The 22,623-nt window shown below is 70.7% G+C and carries 26 protein-coding genes, 1 pseudogene and 1 riboswitch; of the genes and pseudogenes, 16 read left to right on the top strand and 11 right to left on the bottom strand.

Going from position 1 to position 22,623, the window contains the following annotated elements:
* Positions 1 to 29 precede the first annotated feature (29 nt).
* Both ABTX78_RS36110 and ABTX78_RS08975 read left to right on the top strand, forming a co-directional pair.
* Entirely contained in the window at positions 30 to 551 is a 522-nt protein-coding gene (locus tag ABTX78_RS36110) for a DUF7737 domain-containing protein (protein WP_502993834.1), read from the top strand.
* Positions 552 to 681: 130 nt separating this feature from the next.
* Entirely contained in the window at positions 682 to 1,317 is a 636-nt protein-coding gene (locus ABTX78_RS08975; RefSeq protein ID WP_352206115.1) for a maleylpyruvate isomerase family mycothiol-dependent enzyme, read from the top strand.
* A 221-nt stretch (positions 1,318 to 1,538) separates the two neighbouring features.
* Here the strand turns inward: ABTX78_RS08975 and ABTX78_RS08970 are convergent, their stop codons facing one another.
* Positions 1,539 to 2,462, bottom strand: a complete 924-nt coding sequence (locus tag ABTX78_RS08970; RefSeq protein WP_352206114.1) for a LysR family transcriptional regulator — start codon at positions 2,460 to 2,462, stop codon at positions 1,539 to 1,541.
* A gap of 83 nt (positions 2,463 to 2,545) precedes the next feature.
* On the opposite strand from ABTX78_RS08970, the gene ABTX78_RS08965 reads away from it, so the two are divergent.
* The 3 genes from ABTX78_RS08965 to ABTX78_RS08955 all read left to right on the top strand — a co-directional run bounded on the left by ABTX78_RS08965 (position 2,546) and on the right by ABTX78_RS08955 (position 5,094).
* Entirely contained in the window at positions 2,546 to 3,478 is a 933-nt protein-coding gene (locus ABTX78_RS08965; protein WP_352206113.1) for an EamA family transporter, read from the top strand.
* Between the two features lie 186 nt (positions 3,479 to 3,664).
* Positions 3,665 to 4,000 carry a hypothetical protein gene (locus tag ABTX78_RS08960; protein WP_352206112.1) on the top strand — a complete coding sequence of 112 codons (336 nt, stop codon included), beginning with the start codon at positions 3,665 to 3,667 and terminating at the stop codon, positions 3,998 to 4,000.
* A gap of 146 nt (positions 4,001 to 4,146) precedes the next feature.
* Positions 4,147 to 5,094, top strand: coding sequence for a ketopantoate reductase family protein (locus ABTX78_RS08955; protein ID WP_352206111.1), 948 nt, complete (start codon positions 4,147 to 4,149; stop codon positions 5,092 to 5,094).
* A gap of 84 nt (positions 5,095 to 5,178) precedes the next feature.
* Here the strand turns inward: ABTX78_RS08955 and ABTX78_RS08950 are convergent, their stop codons facing one another.
* Positions 5,179 to 5,562, bottom strand: a complete 384-nt coding sequence (locus ABTX78_RS08950) for a hypothetical protein (RefSeq protein WP_352206110.1) — start codon at positions 5,560 to 5,562, stop codon at positions 5,179 to 5,181.
* Between the two features lie 231 nt (positions 5,563 to 5,793).
* Here ABTX78_RS08950 and ABTX78_RS08945 point away from each other — a divergent pair.
* Positions 5,794 to 6,350: pseudogene (locus ABTX78_RS08945) on the top strand (TSUP family transporter); the annotation flags it as partial.
* 132 nt (positions 6,351 to 6,482) lie between these two features.
* Positions 6,483 to 7,748, top strand: coding sequence for a DUF4032 domain-containing protein (locus ABTX78_RS08940; RefSeq protein ID WP_352206290.1), 1,266 nt, complete (start codon positions 6,483 to 6,485; stop codon positions 7,746 to 7,748).
* A 20-nt stretch (positions 7,749 to 7,768) separates the two neighbouring features.
* On the opposite strand, the gene ABTX78_RS08935 is transcribed toward ABTX78_RS08940, so the two are convergent.
* Positions 7,769 to 8,419 (bottom strand): class I SAM-dependent methyltransferase, encoded by a 651-nt coding sequence (locus tag ABTX78_RS08935; RefSeq protein WP_352206109.1) that lies wholly within the window; start codon positions 8,417 to 8,419, stop codon positions 7,769 to 7,771.
* Positions 8,420 to 9,173: 754 nt separating this feature from the next.
* Here ABTX78_RS08935 and ABTX78_RS08930 point away from each other — a divergent pair.
* The 3 genes from ABTX78_RS08930 to ABTX78_RS08920 all read left to right on the top strand — a co-directional run bounded on the left by ABTX78_RS08930 (position 9,174) and on the right by ABTX78_RS08920 (position 10,344).
* On the top strand, positions 9,174 to 9,434 hold the full coding sequence (locus ABTX78_RS08930) for a hypothetical protein (protein WP_352206108.1): 261 nt from the start codon (positions 9,174 to 9,176) through the stop codon (positions 9,432 to 9,434).
* Positions 9,434 to 9,811 (top strand): fic family toxin-antitoxin system, toxin component, encoded by a 378-nt coding sequence (locus ABTX78_RS08925; RefSeq protein ID WP_352206107.1) that lies wholly within the window; start codon positions 9,434 to 9,436, stop codon positions 9,809 to 9,811. The genes ABTX78_RS08930 and ABTX78_RS08925 overlap by 1 nt, the downstream gene beginning before the upstream one ends.
* Positions 9,812 to 9,930: 119 nt before the next feature.
* Entirely contained in the window at positions 9,931 to 10,344 is a 414-nt protein-coding gene (locus tag ABTX78_RS08920) for a VOC family protein (RefSeq protein WP_352206106.1), read from the top strand.
* 228 nt (positions 10,345 to 10,572) lie between these two features.
* Here ABTX78_RS08920 and ABTX78_RS08915 read toward each other — a convergent pair whose 3' ends face one another.
* The 4 genes from ABTX78_RS08915 to ABTX78_RS08900 form a co-directional block, all read right to left on the bottom strand.
* Positions 10,573 to 11,574 carry an ABC transporter substrate-binding protein gene (locus ABTX78_RS08915; RefSeq protein WP_502993833.1) on the bottom strand — a complete coding sequence of 334 codons (1,002 nt, stop codon included), beginning with the start codon at positions 11,572 to 11,574 and terminating at the stop codon, positions 10,573 to 10,575.
* An 18-nt stretch (positions 11,575 to 11,592) separates the two neighbouring features.
* Positions 11,593 to 12,447 (bottom strand): ABC transporter ATP-binding protein, encoded by an 855-nt coding sequence (locus ABTX78_RS08910; protein ID WP_352206104.1) that lies wholly within the window; start codon positions 12,445 to 12,447, stop codon positions 11,593 to 11,595.
* Positions 12,447 to 13,562 (bottom strand): FecCD family ABC transporter permease, encoded by a 1,116-nt coding sequence (locus ABTX78_RS08905; protein WP_502993813.1) that lies wholly within the window; start codon positions 13,560 to 13,562, stop codon positions 12,447 to 12,449. The genes ABTX78_RS08910 and ABTX78_RS08905 overlap by 1 nt, the downstream gene beginning before the upstream one ends.
* A 68-nt stretch (positions 13,563 to 13,630) precedes the next feature.
* Positions 13,631 to 13,775: riboswitch (cobalamin riboswitch) on the bottom strand.
* 104 nt (positions 13,776 to 13,879) lie between these two features.
* The gene (locus ABTX78_RS08900; protein ID WP_352206102.1) at positions 13,880 to 14,866 is read right to left on the bottom strand and encodes a YihY/virulence factor BrkB family protein; all 987 of its coding nucleotides are present in this window, start codon (positions 14,864 to 14,866) and stop codon (positions 13,880 to 13,882) included.
* A gap of 388 nt (positions 14,867 to 15,254) precedes the next feature.
* On the opposite strand from ABTX78_RS08900, the gene ABTX78_RS08895 reads away from it, so the two are divergent.
* The 6 genes from ABTX78_RS08895 (at position 15,255) to ABTX78_RS08870 (ending at position 19,187) form a co-directional block, all read left to right on the top strand.
* Positions 15,255 to 15,905 (top strand): Asp23/Gls24 family envelope stress response protein, encoded by a 651-nt coding sequence (locus tag ABTX78_RS08895; protein WP_352206101.1) that lies wholly within the window; start codon positions 15,255 to 15,257, stop codon positions 15,903 to 15,905.
* On the top strand, positions 15,902 to 16,255 hold the full coding sequence (locus ABTX78_RS08890; RefSeq protein WP_352206100.1) for an Asp23/Gls24 family envelope stress response protein: 354 nt from the start codon (positions 15,902 to 15,904) through the stop codon (positions 16,253 to 16,255). Before ABTX78_RS08895 ends, ABTX78_RS08890 begins: the two co-directional genes overlap by 4 nt.
* 535 nt (positions 16,256 to 16,790) lie before the next feature.
* On the top strand, positions 16,791 to 17,129 hold the full coding sequence (locus ABTX78_RS08885; RefSeq protein ID WP_352206099.1) for an alpha/beta fold hydrolase: 339 nt from the start codon (positions 16,791 to 16,793) through the stop codon (positions 17,127 to 17,129).
* Complete coding sequence (locus ABTX78_RS08880) at positions 17,129 to 18,388, top strand: PP2C family protein-serine/threonine phosphatase (protein ID WP_352206098.1); 1,260 nt, start codon at positions 17,129 to 17,131, stop codon at positions 18,386 to 18,388. Before ABTX78_RS08885 ends, ABTX78_RS08880 begins: the two co-directional genes overlap by 1 nt.
* The gene (locus tag ABTX78_RS08875) at positions 18,385 to 18,741 is read left to right on the top strand and encodes an STAS domain-containing protein (protein WP_352206097.1); all 357 of its coding nucleotides are present in this window, start codon (positions 18,385 to 18,387) and stop codon (positions 18,739 to 18,741) included. The genes ABTX78_RS08880 and ABTX78_RS08875 overlap by 4 nt, the downstream gene beginning before the upstream one ends.
* A 14-nt stretch (positions 18,742 to 18,755) precedes the next feature.
* Positions 18,756 to 19,187, top strand: a complete 432-nt coding sequence (locus tag ABTX78_RS08870) for a GvpU-like protein (RefSeq protein ID WP_352206096.1) — start codon at positions 18,756 to 18,758, stop codon at positions 19,185 to 19,187.
* A gap of 109 nt (positions 19,188 to 19,296) precedes the next feature.
* On the opposite strand, the gene ABTX78_RS08865 is transcribed toward ABTX78_RS08870, so the two are convergent.
* From ABTX78_RS08865 to ABTX78_RS08850, 4 genes are all read right to left on the bottom strand, one after another.
* Positions 19,297 to 19,647 (bottom strand): PRC-barrel domain-containing protein, encoded by a 351-nt coding sequence (locus ABTX78_RS08865; protein WP_313942368.1) that lies wholly within the window; start codon positions 19,645 to 19,647, stop codon positions 19,297 to 19,299.
* A gap of 88 nt (positions 19,648 to 19,735) precedes the next feature.
* Complete coding sequence (locus ABTX78_RS08860) at positions 19,736 to 19,906, bottom strand: hydrophobic protein (protein ID WP_352206095.1); 171 nt, start codon at positions 19,904 to 19,906, stop codon at positions 19,736 to 19,738.
* A 2-nt stretch (positions 19,907 to 19,908) separates the two neighbouring features.
* Entirely contained in the window at positions 19,909 to 20,493 is a 585-nt protein-coding gene (locus ABTX78_RS08855) for a lamin tail domain-containing protein (protein ID WP_352206094.1), read from the bottom strand.
* A 180-nt stretch (positions 20,494 to 20,673) separates the two neighbouring features.
* On the bottom strand, positions 20,674 to 22,539 hold the full coding sequence (locus ABTX78_RS08850) for a glycoside hydrolase family 15 protein (protein WP_352206093.1): 1,866 nt from the start codon (positions 22,537 to 22,539) through the stop codon (positions 20,674 to 20,676).
* Positions 22,540 to 22,623 lie beyond the last annotated feature (84 nt).

The following is a 22,623-nucleotide window of genomic DNA, read 5'->3' as shown; positions in this document are numbered from 1 at the left end:
ACGCGCACGCAGGCAGTGGGCGCTACGAGATGTGGCTGAGGGACGGCGGTGACCGCGTCGCACCGCCGGCGCTCACGGACATCCCGGAGCTGGTGCTCTCCGAAGTCCTGCGCGACGTCGACCTCTTCGTCGGCGTGGCCTCCGTCGGCAACGACCCCACGTGGCAGGACGGTGGGCCGGGCGGCCGCTTCCGCGAGTACTGGACCCGTTACGGCTTCGGTGAGCTGAACCAGAGCGCGGCGACCCGCCGGGAGCTCCTCACCCGGCTCGTGCCGCGCCTCGCGATGGCCGACCGCTGCACGGTCGGGGGCCGCTTCCTGGAGGTGCGGGGCGATCTGCACACGTACAAGATCCATCTGGGGTCCGACAACATCCTGCGGACGCCGAACGACCAGTACCTGTGCATCGTGCCCAAGGCCGGCGGCGGACCCGACACCGGCTATCTGCCCTTCGAGGGCGACGGCATGCTCTCCCTGATCCTCAGCAAGGCCACGATGCTCTCCAGGGACAAGGAGATCACCGATCCCACGATCGTCAGCCAGCTGCGCTGAGCGCGTGGCGGGCGGGGCCCGAGGATTCCCCGGAGGAAATGTCGCCGCACATGTCGATCCGGCCGTCTCCCGTTCGACACAGGAGTGGGAGGCGGGGATCGGCCCCGCCCACCGGACGGTGGAGCTGACCATGGACCGCGACGAGATTCTCTCCTGGGTGAAGGCCGAGCGGCTGAGCCTTGCCGACTTCTTCGAAAGCCTCCACGACGAGGAGTGGGAGGCGGCATCGCTCTGCGTCGGGTGGACGATCCACGACGTGGCCGCACATCTGACCCTGTCGACCCGCACCACCCTGGCGGGCTCGATCACGGGAATCATCCGGGCACGGGGCAACTGGGACCGGATGGAAGCCGACAAGGCACGCGAGAGGGCGGCCGGGTTCGGTCCTCCCGCACTGATCGCCCAGCTCCGTGAGACGGCCGGTTCGTCCCGTCGAGCACCCGGCGCCGCCCCGCTGGACCCGCTCGTCGACGCCCTGGTGCACGGCCAGGACGTGGCCCGTCCGCTCGGACGCCGCCGGGACATGCCGGTGGATCGGACGGTCGCGGCCCTCGGTCATGTCCACGGCAGCATCTTCTACGGCGCACGCAGACGCCTCCGCGGTACGAAGCTGGTGGCCACGGACGCGGACTGGTCGGCAGGGGCCGGGCCGGACGAGGTCAGCGGACCGGTCGGGGACTTGCTCCTGCTGGCGACCGGGCGTCCGGAGGGGCTGGCGGGTCTCTCGGGCCCGGGAGTGCGACGGGTCGAGGCGGCGCTGAGGTGACACCGGCGTGCGAGCCGGGTGGTGTCGTGTCGCGGCGCGAGTCGGTTTCGGCGGCACGGTGTGGGAGCCGGGTAGTGACGTGTCGCGCGGGCCGGGTTCCAGTGACACGGCGTGCGAGCCGGGCGGTGACGTGTCGCCCCGCGAGCCGGGTTCCGGCGGCGCGCCGCCCTGTGGCACCGGACTCGCGGAATGCCGCTCTTCCCGTGTGCCCCCGTCCCTGCTCAGAGGCCGACGCCCGTGATGGCGCCGGCCAGAGCCGTGATCGGCGGCCATGACCACTGGCCGGCACGCGCCAGCAGAAAGCTGCGGCGCTTGCCGGCCAGAGGATCCAGCGGGCGGAACGCGACGTCCGAGCGGCTCCTCTCGATCCCCGATTCCGCGAGCAGCGCAACCCCGAGTCCAGCTCCGACCAGGCTGTTCACCAGGTGCAGGCTGTCCACACGGTGCGCGATGCGCGGGGTGAACCCGGCGATGGCGCACACCCGCTGCACCAGCTCGTCGTCGTCCGTCCCGCGGGAGTTGGCGATCCAGCCCGTCCCCGCGAACTCCGCCAGCTCGGACACCGCGACGGGCCTTCCCGCGTCCGGATGATCCACGGGGACCGCCAGGAAGAGCGGCTGCTCGTCGAACTGCCGGGCACTCAGCTCGGGCGGAAGACTGCGGGGGACCAGGCTGTAGTCGTACACGACCCCGAGGTCCATCCCGCCGGAACGCAGCAGCCCCGCCGTGTGCTCGGGTTCGTGCTCGTACACCTCCACCACCACACGCGGATACACCTCGCGCAGATGCTCCAGGGCGGGGAGGACGACCGGCTCCACCGCGGTGAAGAAGCTGGCCAGCCGGACCCGGCCCACCGGATCGGCCGCGCCCCGCAGCTCCGCCTGGGCCTCCTCCACCGCGGCGAGGATGCCCACCGCGTGCTCGACCAGCCGCTGACCGGCGGGTGTCAGCTGGACCCGGCGGCCGACCCGGCTCAGCAGCGGGACCCCGACCTCCTCCTCCAGGACGGCGAGGTGCTTGGAGACGGCCGACGTCCCGTAGCCGGTGCTGGCGGCCACCGCGGCCATCGTGCCCAGGCGGTGCAGTTCGACCAGGAGACGCAGCCGTCCCAGATCGGGCAAATGCTCGATGCCATCGCTCGTCATCACACAATTGTCCACCGATAGTGGCCGGAGCGTCCACCATCGGCCCGTGGACAGAAACAGAGCACGGCCGGTCCAATGGCCTCGTGACTGCCACCACCGCCGCCGATACGACCGACGCAACGACCGGCGCCACGGCGCCCCCGGGGCCCCGCCTGATGCCGGGCCCCGCGCTCGTCCTCATTGCCATGGCCGCCCTGCACACCGGGAGCGCGCTGGCGACCGAGCTGTTCGGTTCGCTCGGTCCGGCCGGCACCACCTGGCTGCGGCTGACGTTCGCGGCCGTGTTCCTGCTGGCCTGCACCGGCAGATCCCTGGGGCGGACGCTGAAGACGACACCGCGCGCCGACCTGCTGGCCACCTTCCTGTTGGGTGCGGTCAGCGCGGGCATGATGCTCCTCTTCTCCGAAGCGGCCGCGCGCCTCCCGCTGGGGACGGCCACCGCGCTGGAGTTCCTCGGCCCCCTCACGGTCGCCGTCGTCGCATCGCGCCGGTTCAAGGAGCTGACCTGGCTGGGACTTGCCGCTGTCGGCGTCCTGCTGCTCACCTCCCCGTGGGCGGGCGCGACGAGCCTGACGGGCGTCCTGTTCGGTCTCGGCTCGGCGGCGTGCTGGGCTCTCTACGTCGTCGGCACGGCCCATGTCGGCAGCCGCTTCTCCGCTTCCCACGCCCTGGCCGTCTCGCTCGCGGTCGCCGCGCTCGTCGCCGCACCGTTCGGCGCGCCGGGCGCTCTTCCGGCGCTCACCTGGCACACCGCTGCGGCCGTCGCCGGCATCGCGGTACTCATGCCGCTCGTGCCGTTCCTGCTCGAGATGAAGGCCCTGCAGCGCATCGGCAAGACCACATACGGCACTCTGGCCGGACTCGAACCGGCCGTGAGCCTGCTGGCCGGCGTGATCCTCATCGCGCAGACACCCACCTCGCTCCAGATCGCCGGCACCGCTCTGGTGGTCGCCGCGGGCATCGGTGCGACGCGGGCGGAGGCCCGTCGGCGGAACGCCGGACCCACGGTCCTGTAGCGCGCCTGCGACCTGCCCGCCTGCCCGGGGGCGTCCATTCGTGTGCCCATGTCCGGCCGGGCACCGGGTACGCGGCTCTCGGGGGAACCGATGACCTTGGCCCTCGCTCCTGCGGGGCGCCGCCTGTTGGGGGTTCGTCCTCCGCGGAGGACGACCCGACATCCAGCGATTCGAGGCGAGACGCAGATGAACGATCACGGCACGGACGACGCCGTACCTCAGCGACCGCAGGACCAGTCCCGCAGGAGCGCCGCCGAGCAGGGGGCTCGCGAACGGGAGCGTACGGAGCGGGAAGCGGTGGTTGCCGCGGCGGAGGCGGCCGCCCCGACGTCACCCGAGGGCCGGGAGACCCTGCGCCGGGCGCTGGCCCGTACGGGAGTCCTCGATGTCTTCGGAGACCAGGACGAGACGGTGGTCGGGGCCGTCGCCGAGGCGTCCCCGGAGGCCGCCGACGTGGTGGCCGGATGGATCGACAGCGCTTTCGAGGCGGGCCGGGCCCAGCGCCCCGACACCCCGGCTTAGGGCCGCCCGCACCCGCTCCGGGCACCGTCCGGAGCCGTGCCGGAGAAGCCGCGTACCGTGGCGGTCGGCCGTTGATCAGACGGAGCCGCGCTATGGCGCCGGTTGTCCGGAGCACGCGGGTCGTTCAGAGATGAGGAACAGGCGTCATGCGTATCGCTGTCGTAGGTGCGGGAGGAGTCGGCGGGTACTTCGGTGCGCGCCTCGCGGCGGCCGGGAACGAGGTGACGTTCGTGGCCCGGGGCAGGCAGTTGGAGGCGATTCGCCGCAACGGTCTGCTGGTGCGGAGTCCGCTGGGCGAGTTCCGGGTGCAGGCCGACGCGGTGGTGCCCACGATCGCCGACCTCGGCCCCGTCGACGTTCTTCTCATCGCCGTCAAGCTGTGGGACACCGACGACGTCGTGGGCGGGCTCCGGAACCACGTCGGCGCGGGCACCATGGTCATCTCCCTGCAGAACGGCGTGCAGAAGGACACGGTCCTGCGTCGTGAACTGCCCGCCGAGGCCGTCGCCGGGGGCGTCTGCTACATCTCGGCCACCATTGAGGAGCCCGGCATCGTCGTGCACAACGGCGAGATGCAGAAACTGGTCTTCGGCGAGTACGACGGACAGGAAACGGACCGGACCCGGGCGTTCCTCGACGCCTGCCTGGAGGCCGGCATCGATGCCGAGATCAGCCCCGACATCGAGCGGGTCATCTGGGAGAAGTTCGTCTTCCTGGCCGGCGTCTCGGCGGCGACGTCCGCGGTCCGCCAACCCATCGGCGTGATCCGCGCCGACCCCCGCTCCCGCGCACTGCTCGGTGATCTCATGAGGGAGGTCGTCTCGGTCGGCCGTGCCGCCGGGGTGGGCCTGGATCCCGCGTTCGCCGACGACCGGCTCACCTTCTGCGACAGCCTCCCGGCGACGATGACATCCTCGATGCACCACGATCTGACGGAGGGGCACCGACTCGAACTGGCGTGGCTGAGCGGCGCGGTGGCCGACCTCGGCGAGGAACTCGGCGTGAGCACACCTCGCCACCGGACCGTCGCCGACATCCTGGCCCCCTACGAACTGGGTCAACCGACTCGGGTGGACCAGGACATCCACGCCTGAGCGGGCGTGCGGGACCCTGCCCGGCGGGCAGCAGCCGGGCAGGCTCGCGCGAACGTAAGGACACACGCGCCTGCGCCGGACGGATCAGCGGCTGCCGTCCTTGCCGGTCGATTCCTGCGGGTCCACCCCGCTGTAGGCAGAGGCGTCCTTCTCGCCGCTGGGGCGCTGGGACTTTCCCCGACGGCCGGTGTCGTGCATACCCTCGGACTTCTCGTCACGGTCCTCGCCGCTGGTGGTCATGCTGTCCACGGGCGTGCCGGCCTCCGAGGCCTGCTTCTCCTCCTTGGTGGACGCCCTGCGTGGCTCGTCGGCCTCGGGGGCGTAGGTGTCGGGGTGGAAGGACCGGTGAGCGCTCGGGTTCGACTGCTGGGACTCCTCGTCCACATCGGGCGACCACCCGTGCTGCTTGTCCCCCTGGTGTCGGCTCGGCCCCTCGCCGTGCCGTGGCTGACTGGGCTTGTTCGCCATCGCGAGACCTTTCGTCGATGTCCGCTGTCCTATTATCCGCCCTTTTGGCTGTTTGGTTCCAGGGGTGCCGGTCAGCGCGGTGTACCGCCAGGTCGCGCGCCCGGCGTACGGCTGCCATTTCGTCCCCGCCGAGATCACCGGTGCCTGTGCGTGAGCCGCACGAACCCGGTTGACTGACGCACCGGCGAAGATCGAGACCGGCGGCCGGGGGGCGCGATGGACTGAGGGACGCTGGTCGGGGGCCTGCTCGGGGGGCCGGCCGTCGCGGTGCTCACCGCGACGGTCGGTGTGTCCGGGGCGGCGTCTCTCCTTCCGGTGCAGCTGAGCGTGTTCGACCCCGCGGTCCCCCCGACCGATCTGCTGTACAACGTCGTCGCCGGCCCGGGTACCCGTGGCGCCACCGTGCCGCCTGCAACCTCGGCAGTCCGCTGACGCGTCGCCTTGTCCTGGGCACCCTGCCCGGCGTCGTCCTGGGCGCCTGTATCCGGGTTTTCGCGCTCCCCGGTCCGACGGTTTTCCGCCTGCCCATCGCGTCGCTGCCGCTGCCGCTGTCGCTCGGGCTGTCCCTGTTCCTGCGCACGCTCCGGCCCGTACGGCAGCGGACCGTCGAGGAGCTGTCGGGTCCGGCACTCACCGCGCCGGCCATGACGGTCGGAACCGCCGGTGGGATCTACGGAATCGGCGGCGGCTCCCCGCTGGGGCCGATTCCGGTCGGCCGGTGCGTACCCGTGGCGACGGTGGCCCCGGCCACGCTCGCGGCGACCTTCGCCCTCTCGGCGGTCGGCGCGTTCCCCGACGGGCCCGTGGAAGCCCATCACGTGACTGATCGGCGGCAGGCTCGGGGGCACCCGGCCGGGCGACAGGGTGTGCGACCCGTGCGTCACACTGGTGACCCGTCACCGTACGACGCGAGGCGACCGATGGCTTTGCAGATCAGTGCCACCAACCCCGAGCACCCCGCCGTCCTGCTCGAACTGCCGTGGCATCTCCCGCTGGAGGAGTGGCCGGAGAAGTATCTGGTGCCGCTGCCACGCGGTATCTCCCGGCACGTCGTGCGCTACGCCCGCGCCGGGGCCGAGGTCGTCGCGGTCAAGGAGCTGGCGGAGCGTCCGGCGACACGGGAGTACGAACTGCTGCGCACCCTCGCCCGGCTCGGCATCCCCGCGGTCGATCCGCTCGCGGTGGTCACCGAGCGCGGCGGAAGCGACGGGGAGCCCCTGGAGCCGGTGCTGATCACCCGCCACCTCAACGGGTCCCTGCCGTACCGCTCCATGTTCGAGACCACTTTGCGCCCCACCACGGTCCACCGGCTCATGGACGCCCTCGCCGTCCTGCTGGTCAGGCTGCATCTGGCGGGCTTCGCCTGGGGCGACTGCTCCCTGTCCAACACCCTCTTCCGCCGGGACGCCGGTGCCTACGCCGCCTACCTCGTGGACGCGGAGACCGGCGAGCTGCACCACCGACTCAGCACAGGGCAGCGCGAGTACGACATCGACCTGGCCCGCGTGAACATCATCGGCGAGATGCTCGACCTGGAGGCGTCGGGCGCACTGCATCCCTCGGTCGATCCCATCGCCTTCGGTGCCGAGATCTGCCGCCGCTACCACGACCTGTGGACGGAGTTGACCCGTACTTCGGTCTATCCGGCGGGCAAGTACCACTACATCGACCGCCGGATCCGCCGGCTCAACGATCTCGGTTTCGACGTCGCCGAGATGCAGATCCAGCACTCCTCGAACGGCGACACGGTCACCTTCGTGCCGAAGGTCGTCGACGCCGGCCACCACCAGCGCCAACTGCTGCGCCTCACCGGCCTCGACACCGAGGAGAACCAGGCCCGGCGCCTCCTGAACGACCTGGAGAGCTGGATGGCGACGCAGGAGGACTACGCACCGGGCGATCCGCTCGGCGCCCGCACGGAGGTACTGGCCCACCGCTGGGTCCGCGAGGTCTTCAGGCCCACCGTACGAGCGGTGCCGCGGCACCTCAGGGGCGCCATGGACCCGGCCGAGGTCTACCACGGCCTGCTGGAACACCGCTGGTACCTCGGCGAGCGCGCGCAGCACGACATAGACCTGGAGACGGTCGTGGAGGACTTCGTCACCCATGTGCTGCCCCACGCGCCGGAGGCGGCGAACGAGAACGCCGCACCGCCCGCGACGGACGCCACGCCACCGCCGCCATGAGTGCGTGGTGGCGTAAGGCCCTAGTGACCGCGGCGGACCTTGAGGACGTTGTCGGCGCGTGTGCCCGTCCTGCCGTCCGGGCCCGGCAGTTCGCGGGTCAGGAGTTCCTCGATTTCCACGTGCCACGCACCCGGCTCCAGGGCGAGCGACGCGAGCACCTCGCCGGTGGTGGGGAAGTGGTAGTCGAACGGCGGCGCCGTCTGCCACGACGGCCATCCGGCGTGGCCCACGATCAGCAGCACCCCACCCGGTGCCACGGCCTGCGCCGCCCGGCGCAGAATCCCCGTCCGTTCTCCCACCGCCTCCACGGGGGAGTGCAGGAACTGCGCCGACACGAGGTCGAATCGGCCGTCCGGGAAGGACCGTGACAGGTCGTGCTGCTGCCAGTCGACCCGCTCGGCCAGTCCCGCTTCGGCCGCTCGGCCGGCGGCCCGCCGCAGAGCCGTCTTGGAGACATCGGTGGCGGTGACGCGCCACCCCTGCCCGGCGAGCCAGATCGCGTCCCCGCCTTCGGCGCATCCGAGGTCCAGCGCGGTTCCCGGGGCGAGTGAACCGGCTTCGCGCACCAGGAGTTCGTTGGGCTTGCCCGCCCGCTCCGAGGGCGTGTCCCGTTCCCGGTAGAAGCCTTCCCAGTACTGCTGGGCGCTGTTTGGGGTCGGGCTGTCGGTCATCGATCGGCCTCCTCGGGTGCCTTGGTGTCCGAAGCCTGCGCCACCCTCCGGTACGCCGGCAAACAACCTTGCTGAAGTGGCAAGGGCGTGAGGCCGGAGACTGTGCGGCTGCTCGACGGCCGAGCCCGGCCCTCGGCAGGACGAGGACCCGCCCGGAACGGCGGCGGACAGCCGGCACGCCGTGACACGCATCCTCGCGGCCGGCGTCAGCGGGGCCGGGAAGACCCCCACGGCCCAAACCGTCGCCGCGCGGATGCACCTGCCCCGTTCCACGAGACGAACTCCCTGAAGTTCACCGGTCCGGGCTGGGCGACCGGGCCGGGCTTCGTCGAGCGGGTGGCGGCGATCGCCGCCCGTCCGGGCTGGGTCATCGACTCCCTCGGCTACCCGGAAGTGCGGGACCCGCTGGGGGAGCACCCGGACACCGTGATCCGGCTCGACTACCCGAGAGCAGTCGTCATGCCCCGCATCCTGCGCAGGTCGCTGTGCCGTGAGCGGATCTTCGGCGGGAACGTGGAAACCGTCTCCGACTGGTTCCGCCGCGAACCATCCCGCGTGGTGGGCATCGCGCAGCACGCCGCCCGGCGTGCGGGATCGAGCGGCGTAACGGCGACCCCCGGTTCGCACCGCTGCACGTCCTGCGTTTCCCGTCTCCCCGGAGCGCGGAGGAGTGGCTGCGGCGGGTGTGAACTGCCGCTTCCGGACCGGGCCGCAGCCACCGACAGCCTGGTGGTACCAGCTGGTACCATGCCCTATGGTCAAGAAACAGCTGGGCGCGCGTGTGGATGCCGAGATCGCGGAACTCGCGGCCAAACGGGCCGCCGACCGGGGGCTGGGCATCGGGGAGTACCTGGAGAGCCTGGTCCTCGAGGACACGAAGGGCCTGCGCGACCGCGCCATGGGTGCGGCCGAGCGGTTCCTCGCCGAGCATCAGGCCCTGTTCGACGAGGCGGAAGCGGCCGCCACCGCCCCGGCCGGCAAGGCGGGCGACGGAGCGGGAGCGCGCGCCGCCTGATGGAACTGCACATCGACGTGCCCTGGATTCTCCAGGTCGCCGAACTGGCCGGCGCCGACGATCCGCAGCCCGACGACTATGGCGTACCGGTGGCGGCCTGCGCCCGGCACCGGGCCACGATGCTGGACCGGCCGATCTACGACGGCCCCTTCACCCGCGCCGCCGCGCTCGTCCACACACTCGGCCGCTGCCAGTGGCTGGAGCGGTCCAATCTCGCCGTGGCAGCCGCCACGGGCGTGATGTATCTGGAAGCGTCCGGGATCTCCCTCAAGCCGACCGGCGAGGACGCGATGGCCCTGCGTGACCTGCTCCTCGAACCGGCGTGCACCGCCGTCCGCATCGCCGATCTGCTGAGGACCTGGCCCACCGCGAGCTGATCCGGTGGCCTTGCGAAATACGCCCTCCGCGAGCCGATGAGTTTTCCGATCCCCGCTCGTCTACTTTCTCGAACGGCAGCCACCGCGGCGGCCGCGGACGCGAGAGCGGAGTGACGACCATGGCGCAGCAGGTCTACATCAACCTTCCGGTGAAGAACCTCGAGACGACGAAGGCATTCTGGAGCAAGCTCGGGTTTTCGTTCAACGACCAGTTCAGCGACGAGCAGGGCGCCTGTCTGGTCATCAGCGACACCATCTTCGCGATGCTGCTCACCGAGCCGCGTTACAAGGACTTCACCAAGAAGGCCGTCGCCGATGCCTCCACCACGAGCGAGGTCATCATCGCGCTGAGCGCGGAGAGCCGTGAGCGGGTGGACGAGCTCACGGACAACGCGCTGGCGTCCGGCGGTTCGCCCGCCGGCGAGACGCAGGACCACGGGTTCATGTACGGCCGTTCCTTCCAGGACCCGGACCACCACAACTGGGAGGTCATCTGGATGGACATGTCGGCCGCGGGTGGCGACCAGGGCTGACCTCTCACCCGAGGACGTGGCCCTGCTGTGCCGTCAGGACGTGTGCGTGGTCGACGGCCCGGCGAGGAGGACCTCTCGCCGGGCCGACGCGCGGCGCCAGGACTCCTGGCCGCCTCGCCGGGCCGTCACGCGTGAGCGGCGCCTCCGACCGGCGCTCTTCGACGGGCCCCGCCCCGACGCCCCTCGAACGGCCCCGCCCCGACGGGCCGCGAGCGGCCCGCCCCGCCCTCAGCCGCCGACCGTCCGCAGATACGCGGCGAGCGCCTCGATCGCGGCCGGATTGCGCGGGCTCTCCACCAGGTCCACGTAGTCGAGCACGAAGATCTTGCGGTTCTTGACCGCGGCGACATGCGCCAACGGGGGGTAGGACAGCAGGAACTTCCGCTTCGCCTCGGCGCTCGGCTGCGCGTAGTCGTTGATGAGGATGACGTCCGGGTTCTTCTCGACCACCGTCTCCCATCCGATCGTCGTCCATGAGTCCGCCAGGTCATGCGTGATGGACGTGCCGCCCGCCTTGGTGATGATCTCCTCGGGCGCTGCGAAACGGCCCGCCGTGAACGGCTTGTCCTGGCCGCTGTCGTAGAGGAAGACCGTGGGCCGCTCGGCACCGTTGGGGACCTTGCCCGCGACAGCGGCGATCCGCTTCTTGAAGTCGGCGATCAGTTTCGCGGCCCGGTCCTCCACGCCGAAGAGCTTTCCGAGATTGGTGAGGTCGGTGTACAGGGCCTGGAGCGGCGGCATGATGCCGCGTGCCTTCTCGTTTCCGTTGCGGCAGGACTCGGTGAGCAGGTACGAGTCGACACCGACCTTGCGCAACGAGTCCGGCGTGATGCCGTCGCCCTCGCTGAACCCGTAGTTCCAGCCCGCGAAGACCATGTCGGCACGCGCGTCGAGCACCACCTCGCGCGTGATCGCCTTCTTGGAGAGCCACGGCACCTTGTCGTATGCGGCGCGCCAGGGGACTCCGTTCAGGTCGCCCTTGTCGTCCGGCATCACATAACCGGCCATGCGGTCCTCCAGACCCAGGGCGAACATGATCTCGGTGATGCCGACATCGTTCGTCACCACGCGCCGGGGCACCTTGTCGAAGGTCACCGTGCGCCCGCAGTTCTCGATGGTCACCGGCCCGCCGTCGCGCTTCGCGTCGGAGGACTCGGACTTCTTCGCGCCGCAGCCCGTCAGCGTCAGGGCGAGGACGGCGACGAAGGCGGCGCAACGGCGGCGGGACATGGCGGACATGAGGGCTTCCTATTCGGGGAGAGCGGCTTTTGGGAGGGCGGGGAGGGCGGCTTCGGGGATCGGAGCCCGCGCGGGCAGCCGGTCGAACAACAGCCGCAGGGCGCCGGTCTCCGGGTGGCGTACGCGATGGGCGCGCACCCCGAAGACATCGGCGAGCAGGTGGGGGGCGAGGACCTCGTCCGGCGGGCCGGAGGCGACGACGGAGCCCTGGGAGACCACGTACAGCAGATCGCAGTACTCCGCCGCAAGGTTGAGGTCGTGCAGCGCGGTCAGCACGGTCACCGCACGGCCGGAGCCGGCCGGCTGCCAGTCGCGTACCAGCGCCAGCAGGTCCAACTGGTGGGCGATGTCCAGGTGGTTGGTCGGCTCGTCGAGCACCAGTACCCGTGGGCACTGCGCGAAGGCGCGGGCCATCAGCACCCGTTGTCGTTCACCGCCGGAGAGGGTGAGAAAGGTACGGTCCGCCAGATGTCCCGCACCGGCGCGGTCGAGCGCCTCGGAGCACACAGCGACGTCGCTCGCCGACGGTCGGCCCAGCGCGGAGGCCCGCTGGTGGGGGAGTCGCCCCATGGCGACGACCTCGGCGACGGTGAAGTCGAACTCGGGAGCCGAGTCCTGGGGCAGGGCGGCGACACCGCGGGCCGCGGCCCTGGCGTCCATGGTGTGCAGGTTTTCACCGCCGAGACGCACCACGCCGTCCGCGGGCCGCAGCGCCCGGTAGACACAGCGCAACAGGGTCGACTTGCCACTGCCGTTGGGGCCCACGACGCCGACCACCTGACCCGCGGCGACTCCCAGATCGATGTCCCGCAGCAGGCGGGCACCACCGATGTCGACCGACAGGTTCTCGATGTCGATCCGCATCATCGCCCCCCGAAGGCATAGCCACGACGGCGCATCAGCACCAGGAACAGAGGCACGCCGACCACGGCGGTGATCACACCCACCGGGAGTTCGGCCGGCGCGAGCAGCAGACGGGACAGGATGTCCACCCACACCAGCAGCACCGCGCCCATCAGCGGCGCGACGGCCGCCACCCGCCGGTGGTCGGCGCCGACCAACATCCGGACGAGGTGCGGAACCATCAGACCGACGAACCCGATCGCACCGCTCACCGCGACCACGGCGGCCGTGACACCCGCCGTGACGACGAACAGCTCGCGGCGCAGCCGCTCAGGGTTCACCCCCAGCGCGGACGCGGTCTCGTCACCCATGGCCAGCGCGTTGAGCCGGCCCGAGGACAGCGCGAGATACGCCAGCCCCAGTGCCACGGTCGACGCCGCGATCGGCAGCGCGTTCCACGACGCGCCGCTCAGACTGCCCAGCAGCCACATCAGGGCGGACCGGGCAGCCTCCCCGCGTTCCGCGCCGAACACCATCAGGGTGGTGACGGCCGAGAAACCGTACGACATGGCGGTCCCGGTGAGGATGAGCCGCAGCGGGGTCAGGCCGTGCGCGCTGCGGGCCACCGCGTAGACCAGCGTCATGGCCGCGAGCGCGGAGGCGAAGGCGGAGACGGACAGCGCCCAGATACCGAGCGCCGCGAAGGTGCCGAACAGGATCACGGCGTTGGCGCCCACGGCCGCGCCGTAGGAGATCCCGAGGACGAAGGGGTCGGCGAGGGCGTTGCGCACCATGGCCTGGACGGCGACGCCCGTCGTCGCGAGGCCTGCCCCGACGACGGCCGCGAGCAGGGTGCGGGGGAAGCGGATCTCCCAGACGATGCTGTAGGCAGCCGTCTCGTCCGCCCGCAGAGTCCCGCCGGTCAGCCCGGCCCACAGCAGACGCAGGACCTCACCCCACGTCAGATCCGAGGCCCCCAGGGCCACTCCGCACACGAGGGACAGCAGCAGGGCGGCCGCGAGGCCGACGGCGAGCGGCCCGGCGGGCGTTCGGCGCGGTGGGCCCGCCCCCGGAGACTTCACGGGCGTGGCGGTGGCTGCGGACACGCGTGGTCCTTCGGATCGGGCCGCAGGCATACGTGAGCAGGGGCGGCCCGCACGGCACGAGGCGCGCGGTTCCCTCTCGCAGTCCGCGGCGAGCAGTGGGGAGTTCCGTACGCTCCGTGGGTAACCGGGCTTGCGCATCGTCCTGGTTCACCAGGCGACGTGCTTACCGTTGCGGGTCAGCGCCGGACTCTCACCGGACTTCCCCCGCGGGGCGCCTGCGCAGCGTAGCAAGGGGCCGTACGCGGGCCGCAACAGGGCGACCGGCCCGCGTACGGCCCCGCGCTACGAGGTGGGCGGCGTGATGGCCGGCCCCGCGCTACGAGATGCGCACCGCGGACCGGCCCGCGCTACGAGGTCGGTGCGGCGGCCGGACCCGGGTCCTGCGCCGGTGCGCGCTCCGCCAGCCGGTGCAGTTCGGCGGTGAACTGGGCGCCGGCCAGCAGCGCCAGATTCGACACCCACAGCCAGATCAGGAAGACGACGATCCCGGCCAGTGAGCCGTACAGCCTGCTGTACGTGCCGAACCCGGACACGTACGCCGTGAATCCGGCGGAGGCAGCGAGCCAGAGAACGCCGGCGAGCACACCACCGGGCAGGGCGTGCCGCAGACAACGCGCGGACGGCGGTCCCGTACGGAAGAGGACCATCACCAGCACCGCGACGAGGGCGACCAGAACAGGCCACTTGAGCAGACTCCAGGCCGCCGCGCCGCCCTCGCCGATGCCGGCCCACCGGCCGAGCATGGCCGCCAGCGGACCGCTGGTCACCAGGACGACCGCACTGACGACCAGCAGGGCCAGCACGGTGATCGCCGTCAGCACGATCCGGTAGGCCGTACGCAGGGCCGGCCGTGTGTCCTCGGCGCCGTGGAGGGCGTGCAGCGCCCGCCGGAAGACGGCCACATAACTGGACGCGGACCACAGGGCGCTGACGCCGCCCGCTGCCACGAGGGTCAGCGCGGCGGACCGTTCGGAGGCCATCCCGCGCAGCGACTCCTGGAGCGCGCTGCCCGCCTCGGCGGGCGCCCAGGCCGTGACATGGGCGATCAGCGTGTCGGTGGTGGCGTCGCTGACCAGCCCGATGACGGAGACGGAGACCAGGAGGGCGGGCAGCAGAGCGAGAATCGCGTAGTAGGTGAGCGCCGCCGCCCAGTCGGACACGTCGTCGTTCCACATCGACACGGGTGTGCGGCGCAGCGCCACTCGCCGCTGCGACCAGGCGGTGCGAGCGCGAGGGGGCGCGCAGGGCTTCGCCGGGGCCGCGACCGCGGCGGCGGAAGCGGCCGGTCTGAGGTCGAGGCCGATGCCGTCGGGGGCGGGGACGCGCCGTGTCATGGCGTTGCCTCTCAGGGGTCCGTGGTGCCGGGGGAGCGGCTGTGATCATGTCATCCGAGGTCAGGGCCCGGTCCGCGACCGGGCCCTGACATCCGTGTGCCCCCGCCACGGCAATGTCCTCGTCACAGAGGTGACGGCATTCGGTGCGTTCAGTGGATACGGTGCACCCGGGGGCACCGGCCGCGTGGATCCGCCGCGTGGTCGCGGAACTTCCGCACACTCCTCGGGACCGTTCCCTCGTGCCGCGTCAGCGGTCGTCGGGTGTGTCCATGGACAGACGAGGTGAGCACGTGGCCATGGCCGAGATGACGGGCCTCGACCCGCAGGTGGTCCGCGGGCGAGTGGTCCGCGCACGCCGCCGTCCGACGCGGGAGGCGGTGGCACGGCGATGACCCCGCACCCTCACGCACCCCACGAGCCGGCCGGCCCCGGCACGGAAGAGACCCAGGACGCCGGTCTCCTGCCGTGCGGCCGCGATGTGTTCCGGACCATGGAGCACGGGCTGGGTGAGCAGCCGGATCCGCATGCCCACTCCTGCCCGTACTGCACCGCCGTACTGAGCGAAACCGCCCTGCTGAACAATGTCGTACGCCGGGCCGAAGGCGGCGGTTCGGCCGACACCGGGGACGACTCCGCCCGGAACGCTCGGATCATCGACGCGGTGCGCCTGGAACTGAGTCCCGGCAGGAACCTCCCGCTCGGCGGGAGCGACGAGGACATGTGGATCACCGAGGCGGTCACCGCCCGGACCTTCCGGGCCGCGGCCGCGTCACTCACCGGCGTCCGCGCCGGCGACTGCGTGGTCCGTCCGCTCGATGTGGCAGACCCGGGGACGGCCCGGTGGCCGCGTGGTCCGGTCCACGTCCGGCTGGACGCCGTCGTGGCGAGGACGTGGAACCTCCAGGACGTCGCCGCACGCATCCGGGAGCGCATCACCTCGGCGGCCGACACGGAACTGGGCATGGATGTCGCTGTCATCGACGTACGGATCGCCGACATTTTCGACCCCGGGGACGGCGACGAAGGGGGAGACCGATGACGGACGGCAAACCGTCCGCGCACCTGGCGGACGCCATCACCACCGCGGTCCTGAGCACCCGGGGCGTGGCGTTCCTGCGCCCCGGCCTCACCGACCTCCTCTTCGCCTCGTCCGGCTCCGGATGGGGCCGCCCGGCCGGAGAGACGACCGGAGCCGGCCGCGGAGTGCGTGTCGTGCGCCAGGAGGACTCGGAGGCATGGACCGTCGAGGTCACCATCGTCCTGAGGCGGGGCCATCGTGCGCTGGACGTCGCCCGAGCGGTGCGGGCGGCCGTCGAGGAGACGGTCCGCCCCACGCGCGCCCCGTCGGTGCCGGTGCATGTGACGGTGACGGTCAGCGGGGTGGTCTGAGCCGGGGCGCGCGACGGTGGCCTGAGCCGGTAGCGAGTGACGGGACTCTGTGTGCCCCCCACCCGGACCTCGCTGGCCGTCGACCGGCCCGGCCTCTACGCCGGGTACGGCACCAGTCCCGCGTCCGTGCACTCCCAGGCCCCCTTGAGCTCGCGCGGCAACTCCGGCCGAAGCGCGGCCTTGTCGGCCTGTTCCCGCGGGTCCGACGCCAGACGGAGGAGCTGGTCCTGCCCGTTGCGACCCCGGTATTACTTCCACTCCCCGCGCCGCAGGGTCCGCTCGCAACTCAGACGCAACAGACGGCGCTCGCCACACGGACAGGTCGACGTGGTGGCGCTCCACGAGCGTGACCGTCGGGTCACCGAGGGGCTGCATGATCGGGGAGCCAGTCGAACCCGGCGCGTACCTGTCAACGCCTGTCCGCGGGCCGGAACACCGCCGGCCGCAGGGGAACACGGCGTCGAGGAATACCAGGTCCCGAGGACAGTGGGTGCGGATTCGTGTTTCGGGGGAACGCGGGTGAAGGATGAGCCACATGGACGTGCGGAACAGGAATCATGTCAGGGTGACCGGCCGCGCGGGCGGCCCGGTCCTGGTGCTGTCGCACGAATTCGGATGCGACCGGAACATCTGGCGCCTGGTGGCGACCTTCCTGTCCGACAACGGGGTGGATCCCGGGCGGGCGACCGTGCCGACGCCGGCGATCCAGTGCTCGAACGACGCGATCGCTCGGCAGGAGGTGGGTGTGTACGTCCGGGCCCGGATCCCGGGCAGTGAGCCGGTCACCCTGGAGGCCACCGGACACTGCCCTCAGCTGAGGGCACCGGAGGCGACCGCCACGGCGATCGCCGCCTTTGCCGGCGCGACTCGATGATGTGCGACACGAGCGACACGGGGGGGCCGGGACCCTCTCCGGACTCCGGGCGGCCGGGCGACGACGAGGCGCGCTTCTCCGCCCTGCTGGAGGACAGCGCGGAGGACCTGTACGAGAACGCGCCCTGCGGCTACCTCTCGACCCTTCTGGACGGGCAGATCGCCAAGGTCAACGCCACGCTCCTCAACTGGCTGGGATACCGGCGCGAGGACCTCGTAGGGCGCAGGCGCTTCGCCGACCTGCTCACCGTCGGCGGCCGGCTCTACCACGAGACGCACTTCGCCCCGCTGCTGCAGATGCAGGGGGAGATCAACGGCATCGCGCTGGAACTGCGGACGGCCGACGGAGGCCGGCTGCCGGTGCTGGTCACGTCGACCGTCAAGACCGACAGCGACGGGCGGCCACTGCTCATCCGCACCACGATCTTCGACGCGCGCGACCGCAGGGCGTACGAGACCGAACTGCTGCGTGCCCGCCGGGAAGCCGAAGCGGAACGTGAGCGTCTGCAGAAGCTCGCCACGACCCTCCAGCAGACGCTGCTGCCCCCCGCTCTGGCGCCCGTACCCGGGCTGGACGTGGCGGCGCACTACCACATCGCCTCCAGCGACCAGGTGGGCGGCGACTTCTACGACCTGTTCCCGCTGGCCGCCGGGACCTGGGGACTGTTCCTGGGGGATGTGTGCGGAAAGGGAACGGCAGCCGCGGCCGTGACCTCACTGGCGCGCTACACCCTGCGCGCCGCAGCCGTCTACAACCCCGACCCGGCCGCGGTGGTCGGTAATCTCAACACCGTTCTCCACCACGAGTACAACGGGCACGACCCGCGATTCTGCACCGTCATCTTCGGTGTGCTCACCCCCGACGCCGACGGCTTTCGCGTCACGCTGGCCGGCGGCGGGCACCCGCCCGCACTGCTTCTGCGCGCCGACGGCACCGCCGACCATCTGCCCACCCCGGGAGGTCAGCTCGTCGGCGCGCTCGCGGACGCCCACGTCGCCTCGGTCTCCCTGCGCCTCGACCCCGGCGACACCCTGATCCTCTACTCCGACGGCCTGACCGAGGCGCACACCGACGCGTCCGCCGAACGCTTCGGTGACGAAGCGCTCCTCGACTTCGCACGGACCCTCGCGCCGACCACCGCGTCGGACGCCGTCACCGCCCTGAGCGACCTGCTCGAATCCTTCGGCGCGGGCGTGGACGACGACACCGCCGTCCTTGCCATCAGCGTGCCCCCGGCGTCCAGTGAAGAGCAGCAGTGAGCGAATTGAGCGTCACCACCCGCACCGTGCCGACCGGCCCGGTCGTCGAGCTGGCGGGTGAACTCGACCACGACACCGCCTCCGAGGTCCGGGCCCTGTTGTCCGGGCTGGCACTGCCCCCGGGCGGGCAGCTCGTCGTCGACCTGACCGACCTGACCTTCTGCGACTCGAGCGGGATCACCGTTCTTCTCGCGGCCCGCAACCACGTGCTGGCCGCGCAGGCCGGCATCGCGCTGTCCGCGGTGCCCGACCGCGTACGCCGCATCTTCCGCATCCTCGGCCTGGACGAGGTCTTCGCCACGTACCCGACCGTGGAGGACGCGGTCGCCGCCTGGCCGCAGCAAACCGAATGAGGGAGAGCACACCGATGAACGGTCATGCCGATCCGAAACAGCGAGAGCGGACACCTGTGATCACCGAACCCGTGCCGGATCTGCAACTGCAACTGCTGATCCGCCTCCTGGGCCAGGATCCCCGGACGAGTCTGCCCATCACCCTGAACATCCCCGGCGCAGTCATCCACGGTGATCTGATCGCCCATGAGGCATGGAAGGCCGACTGGGCACGGAGTCTGCGGCGCATGGAGGGGCCAGGCGCCCAACTCCTCGCGTCCTTTCCCGAATCGGTGGACCAGACCCTGGACGAAATGGCCGGTGACGAGGGCCACCAAGGCCTGCCGCAATGGATTCATCTGCGGGACACCACCTGTTTCACAGGAACACCTCATCCCGTGACCGCCGATTTGTGGCGGGGGCGGCTGGCGGATGTCGTGGGCTGGTCCCTCGGCAAGCCCGCATGAGCCCCTCGCCTCGGACGACGCGGGGGGCTTGAACGGGAAACGCAGCGGAGAAAGGGGGCCGACCGGAGGAAATCCCGGTCGGCCCCCCTTGTGGCGGGGTGCACCTCGTTCAGGCGAGCGGACGGCCGTAGTAGCCGCCGATCTCGTCGTGATATCCCGCGTCGCCGATGTGCTTGTCCTTGTCGAACTCGGGAGCGTCCTTGATCTGCTCCTTGGTCCGGTCGACGTAGATCTTCTCCTCGGCGGCGTCTACGCGGACGACGGTGCCGGCCGGCAGAAGGACGTGCTTGCCGAAGATCCAGACACCGGTGTCGACCACCAGGTAGGCCGCACCCACGTCGTCGGAGTGCTTGTCGACCTTGCCGATGTGACCGTCCGTCGCCTCGACCTTGAAACCCACCAGGCTGTGACCCGGGGTGTAACCGGTCGTCGGCTGGTAGCCCCAGATGTTCTCACTCATGAATTCTCCTTGCCGTTCGATGGTTCGTCGATTGCCGAATGCTTGGTCACGGCGCATGATTGACAGTGCGTCACGAAGAGGCGATCCCCTACCACCGGTACCAGCGGCCACGCCGGCCACCGCTTGCGGCAGGCCGGATGACAAAACCGAGTACCCAGACCGCCAGAACAATGACGGCGATCCACCACAGCGCCTCGAGGGCGAAGCCCGCGCCGAAGAGAAGCAGGGCCAGCAGCAGAACAACAAGCAGGGGAACCACGGTTACCCACCTCCAGGCCACCGAGTGCCCCCTCCCATTCCTGTCACACACGTGGTCGAGGACCCGGCCGGAAAAGCACGCAGGCGCCCACCCTTCTCGGGTGGACGCCTGCGCTCGCGCGTACTGCTCGGATCAGCACATCTTGTAGTCGACCTTGGTGGAGTTGTAGGCACAGGTGTCGACAGTCGCCCCGTGGACCTCTTGAGGGTCGCCGTGTCCCGGTCGTTGTTCCACACGTAGGCCGCCCGGCCCTGGTACCGGTTGCTCGCGGTGTTGGTGCCCTTGCCGGTGCGGATGGTCACCGTCTTGCCCTTGCCGAGGGTGTAGGGGCCGAAGACGTACCGGTGGTTGGCGGCGTCCACGAGCGTCCAGCCGGTGAGGCTGACCGCCGCGGCGGTGGTGTTGCGGATCTGCACCCACTCGTTGGTGAGGCTGGTGTTGGTGCGGGTGTCCGACCCAGGGCTGTCGTAGTAGATCTTGTACAGATGCACCGAGCCGGGCGCCGCCTGGGACGGCGTCGGCATCAGGACAAGGCCACCGAGGCATGCCGCGGCGGCGGCAGCGGCGAGGGAACGGGTGTGGAGCATGGGCGTCCTCAGATCAAGGCCGGGCACCCCCCAATCGGGCCCGGCAAGACGCCCAGGCTAGGTCCAACTACCCTGGGGCAGGCGATATTCGGGAATTCGTCAGGTATCGCGCATATGTGCGATGCCAGGGCGGTGTGCGCGCGGTGGCCCCCGGCGGGGTCCGCCCGCCCGGTGGACGCGTCAGATCATCCGGTGGTCGAGGTTGATCGCCGAGCTGATGAGGGCGAGGTGCGTGAACGCCTGCGGGAAGTTCCCCAGATGCTCGCCCGTCAGGCCGATCTGCTCGGCATACAGACCCACATGGTTGGCGTAGGTGAACATCTTCTCGAGTGCGAGCCTGGCGCGCTCCACCTCGCCCATGCGCACCAGCGCCTCGACCCACCAGAACGAGCAGATCGAGAACGTCCCCTCGCTCCCGTCCAGTCCGTCCGGTGCCTCTTCCGGGTTGTAGCGGAACACCAGACTGTCCACCACCAGCCGGCGCTCGATGGCTTCGACGGTCGACCGGAACCGGGGATCGGTCGGGGAGAGGAACTTGACCATCGGCAGGAGCAGCAGGGACGCGTCCATGATCGTCTTCGGGTGGCCGTCGTCGTCGGAGAGCCGCTGGACGAACGTGCGCTCCTCGGGATTCCAGCCGCGCGCCATGATCTGGTCGTAGATCTCGTCGCGGACCCGCATCCAGCGGACCAGGTCGCCGGGCAGACCCCGCTGGCGGGCCATTCTGACCATGCGCTCGACCGCGACCCAGCACATGAGCCGTGAGTAGGTGTGGTTCTGCTGCCCCGCCCGCGTCTCCCAGATGCTCTCGTCGGCGCCGTCCCAGTTCTTCAGCAGCCAGTCGAGGATGCCGCACAGATCGGCCCAGCTGTCGTGCGAGATGCCCGCGCCGTACTTGTTGAACAGATAGATCGAGTCGATCAGTTCACCGTAGATGTCCAGCTGGCACTGATCGCTCGCGCCGTTGCCGATGCGCACCGGATGTGATCCCCGGTACCCCTCCAGATGGCCGAGCGTCTCCTCGGGGATGATCGCGTCGCCGTCGATCGAGTACATGACGCGCAGGGGCCCGGCGGCGCCGTTCGTGGCGTCGCGCAGTCGGGCGGCGAGCCAGTCGATGAACTCCTGCGCCTCCTGCGTGAATCCGAGGCGCTGCATGGCGTAGAGGGAGAACGCCGCATCTCTGATCCATACGTAGCGGTAGTCCCAGTTGCGCCGGCCGCCGAGTTGTTCGGGCAGCCCGAGGGTGGGCGCGGCGATGATCGCGCCGGTCGGCTCATGGGTCATCAGTTTCAGCGTCAGGGCCGAGCGGTGGACCATCTCCCGCCAACGGCCGGTGTACGTCGACTGCTTTAGCCAGCGGCGCCAGTACGCCACCGTCGCATCGAACAGTTCGTCGGCGGCGGTGGCCTCCACCGGGTCGGAGGTCGCGTCGTCCTCGTCGACGGCCGTCTCCAGGATGAAGAGCGCCGTCTCGCCCTCGCAGAGGACGAACCGGGCGTAGGCGTCGGTGGCATCGAGCTCCAGGTCGACGGTGGCCCGCACCGAGAGGCTGATCTCCCGGCCCGTGAACCGTACGCCCTGGCGGGTCCGTTCGGTGTGGGGCAGCTCGCGGCCGTAGTCCAGGCGCGGTGCGACCCGCACGTTCATCGTCATATGGCCTCGCACATTGACCACTCGCCGCACGAGGCGCTGGCGGTGGTCGGGGTCCTTCTCGCGCAGGATGGGCATGAAGTCCTGGATCTCGACGATGCCGTGCTCGGTGAGCATCCGCGTGAGGAGGATGTTCGTGTCGGGAAAGTAGAACTGGTGGTGGGTGACCTGCCGGCACATCGGCGTGATCTCCCAGTAGCCGCCCCGCCGTGCGTCGAGCAGGGAGCCGAAGACGCTCGGGGAGTCGAACCGCGGAGCGCAGAACCAGTCGATCCGCCCGTCGGTGCCGACCAGGGCTGCCGTGCGCAGATCACCGATCACGCCGTGCTCGGCGATCGGCAGATAACCGCTCGGGTCGCTGTCTGTGGGCTCCTGTGCTCGCGCTGTGGTCATTTCCCGGCACCTCGCCACCCCGCTGACTCCTCCTGCCCAGTCTCACTCACCCGCGCGGCGAACGCACGCCGATCACGATCCGGT

Source organism: Streptomyces sp. NPDC096193 (assembly GCF_040302905.1).
Classification (GTDB): domain Bacteria; phylum Actinomycetota; class Actinomycetes; order Streptomycetales; family Streptomycetaceae; genus Streptomyces.
Note: the sequence above shows the minus strand (reverse complement) of the source record. Positions and strands in the feature narration are given on the sequence as shown.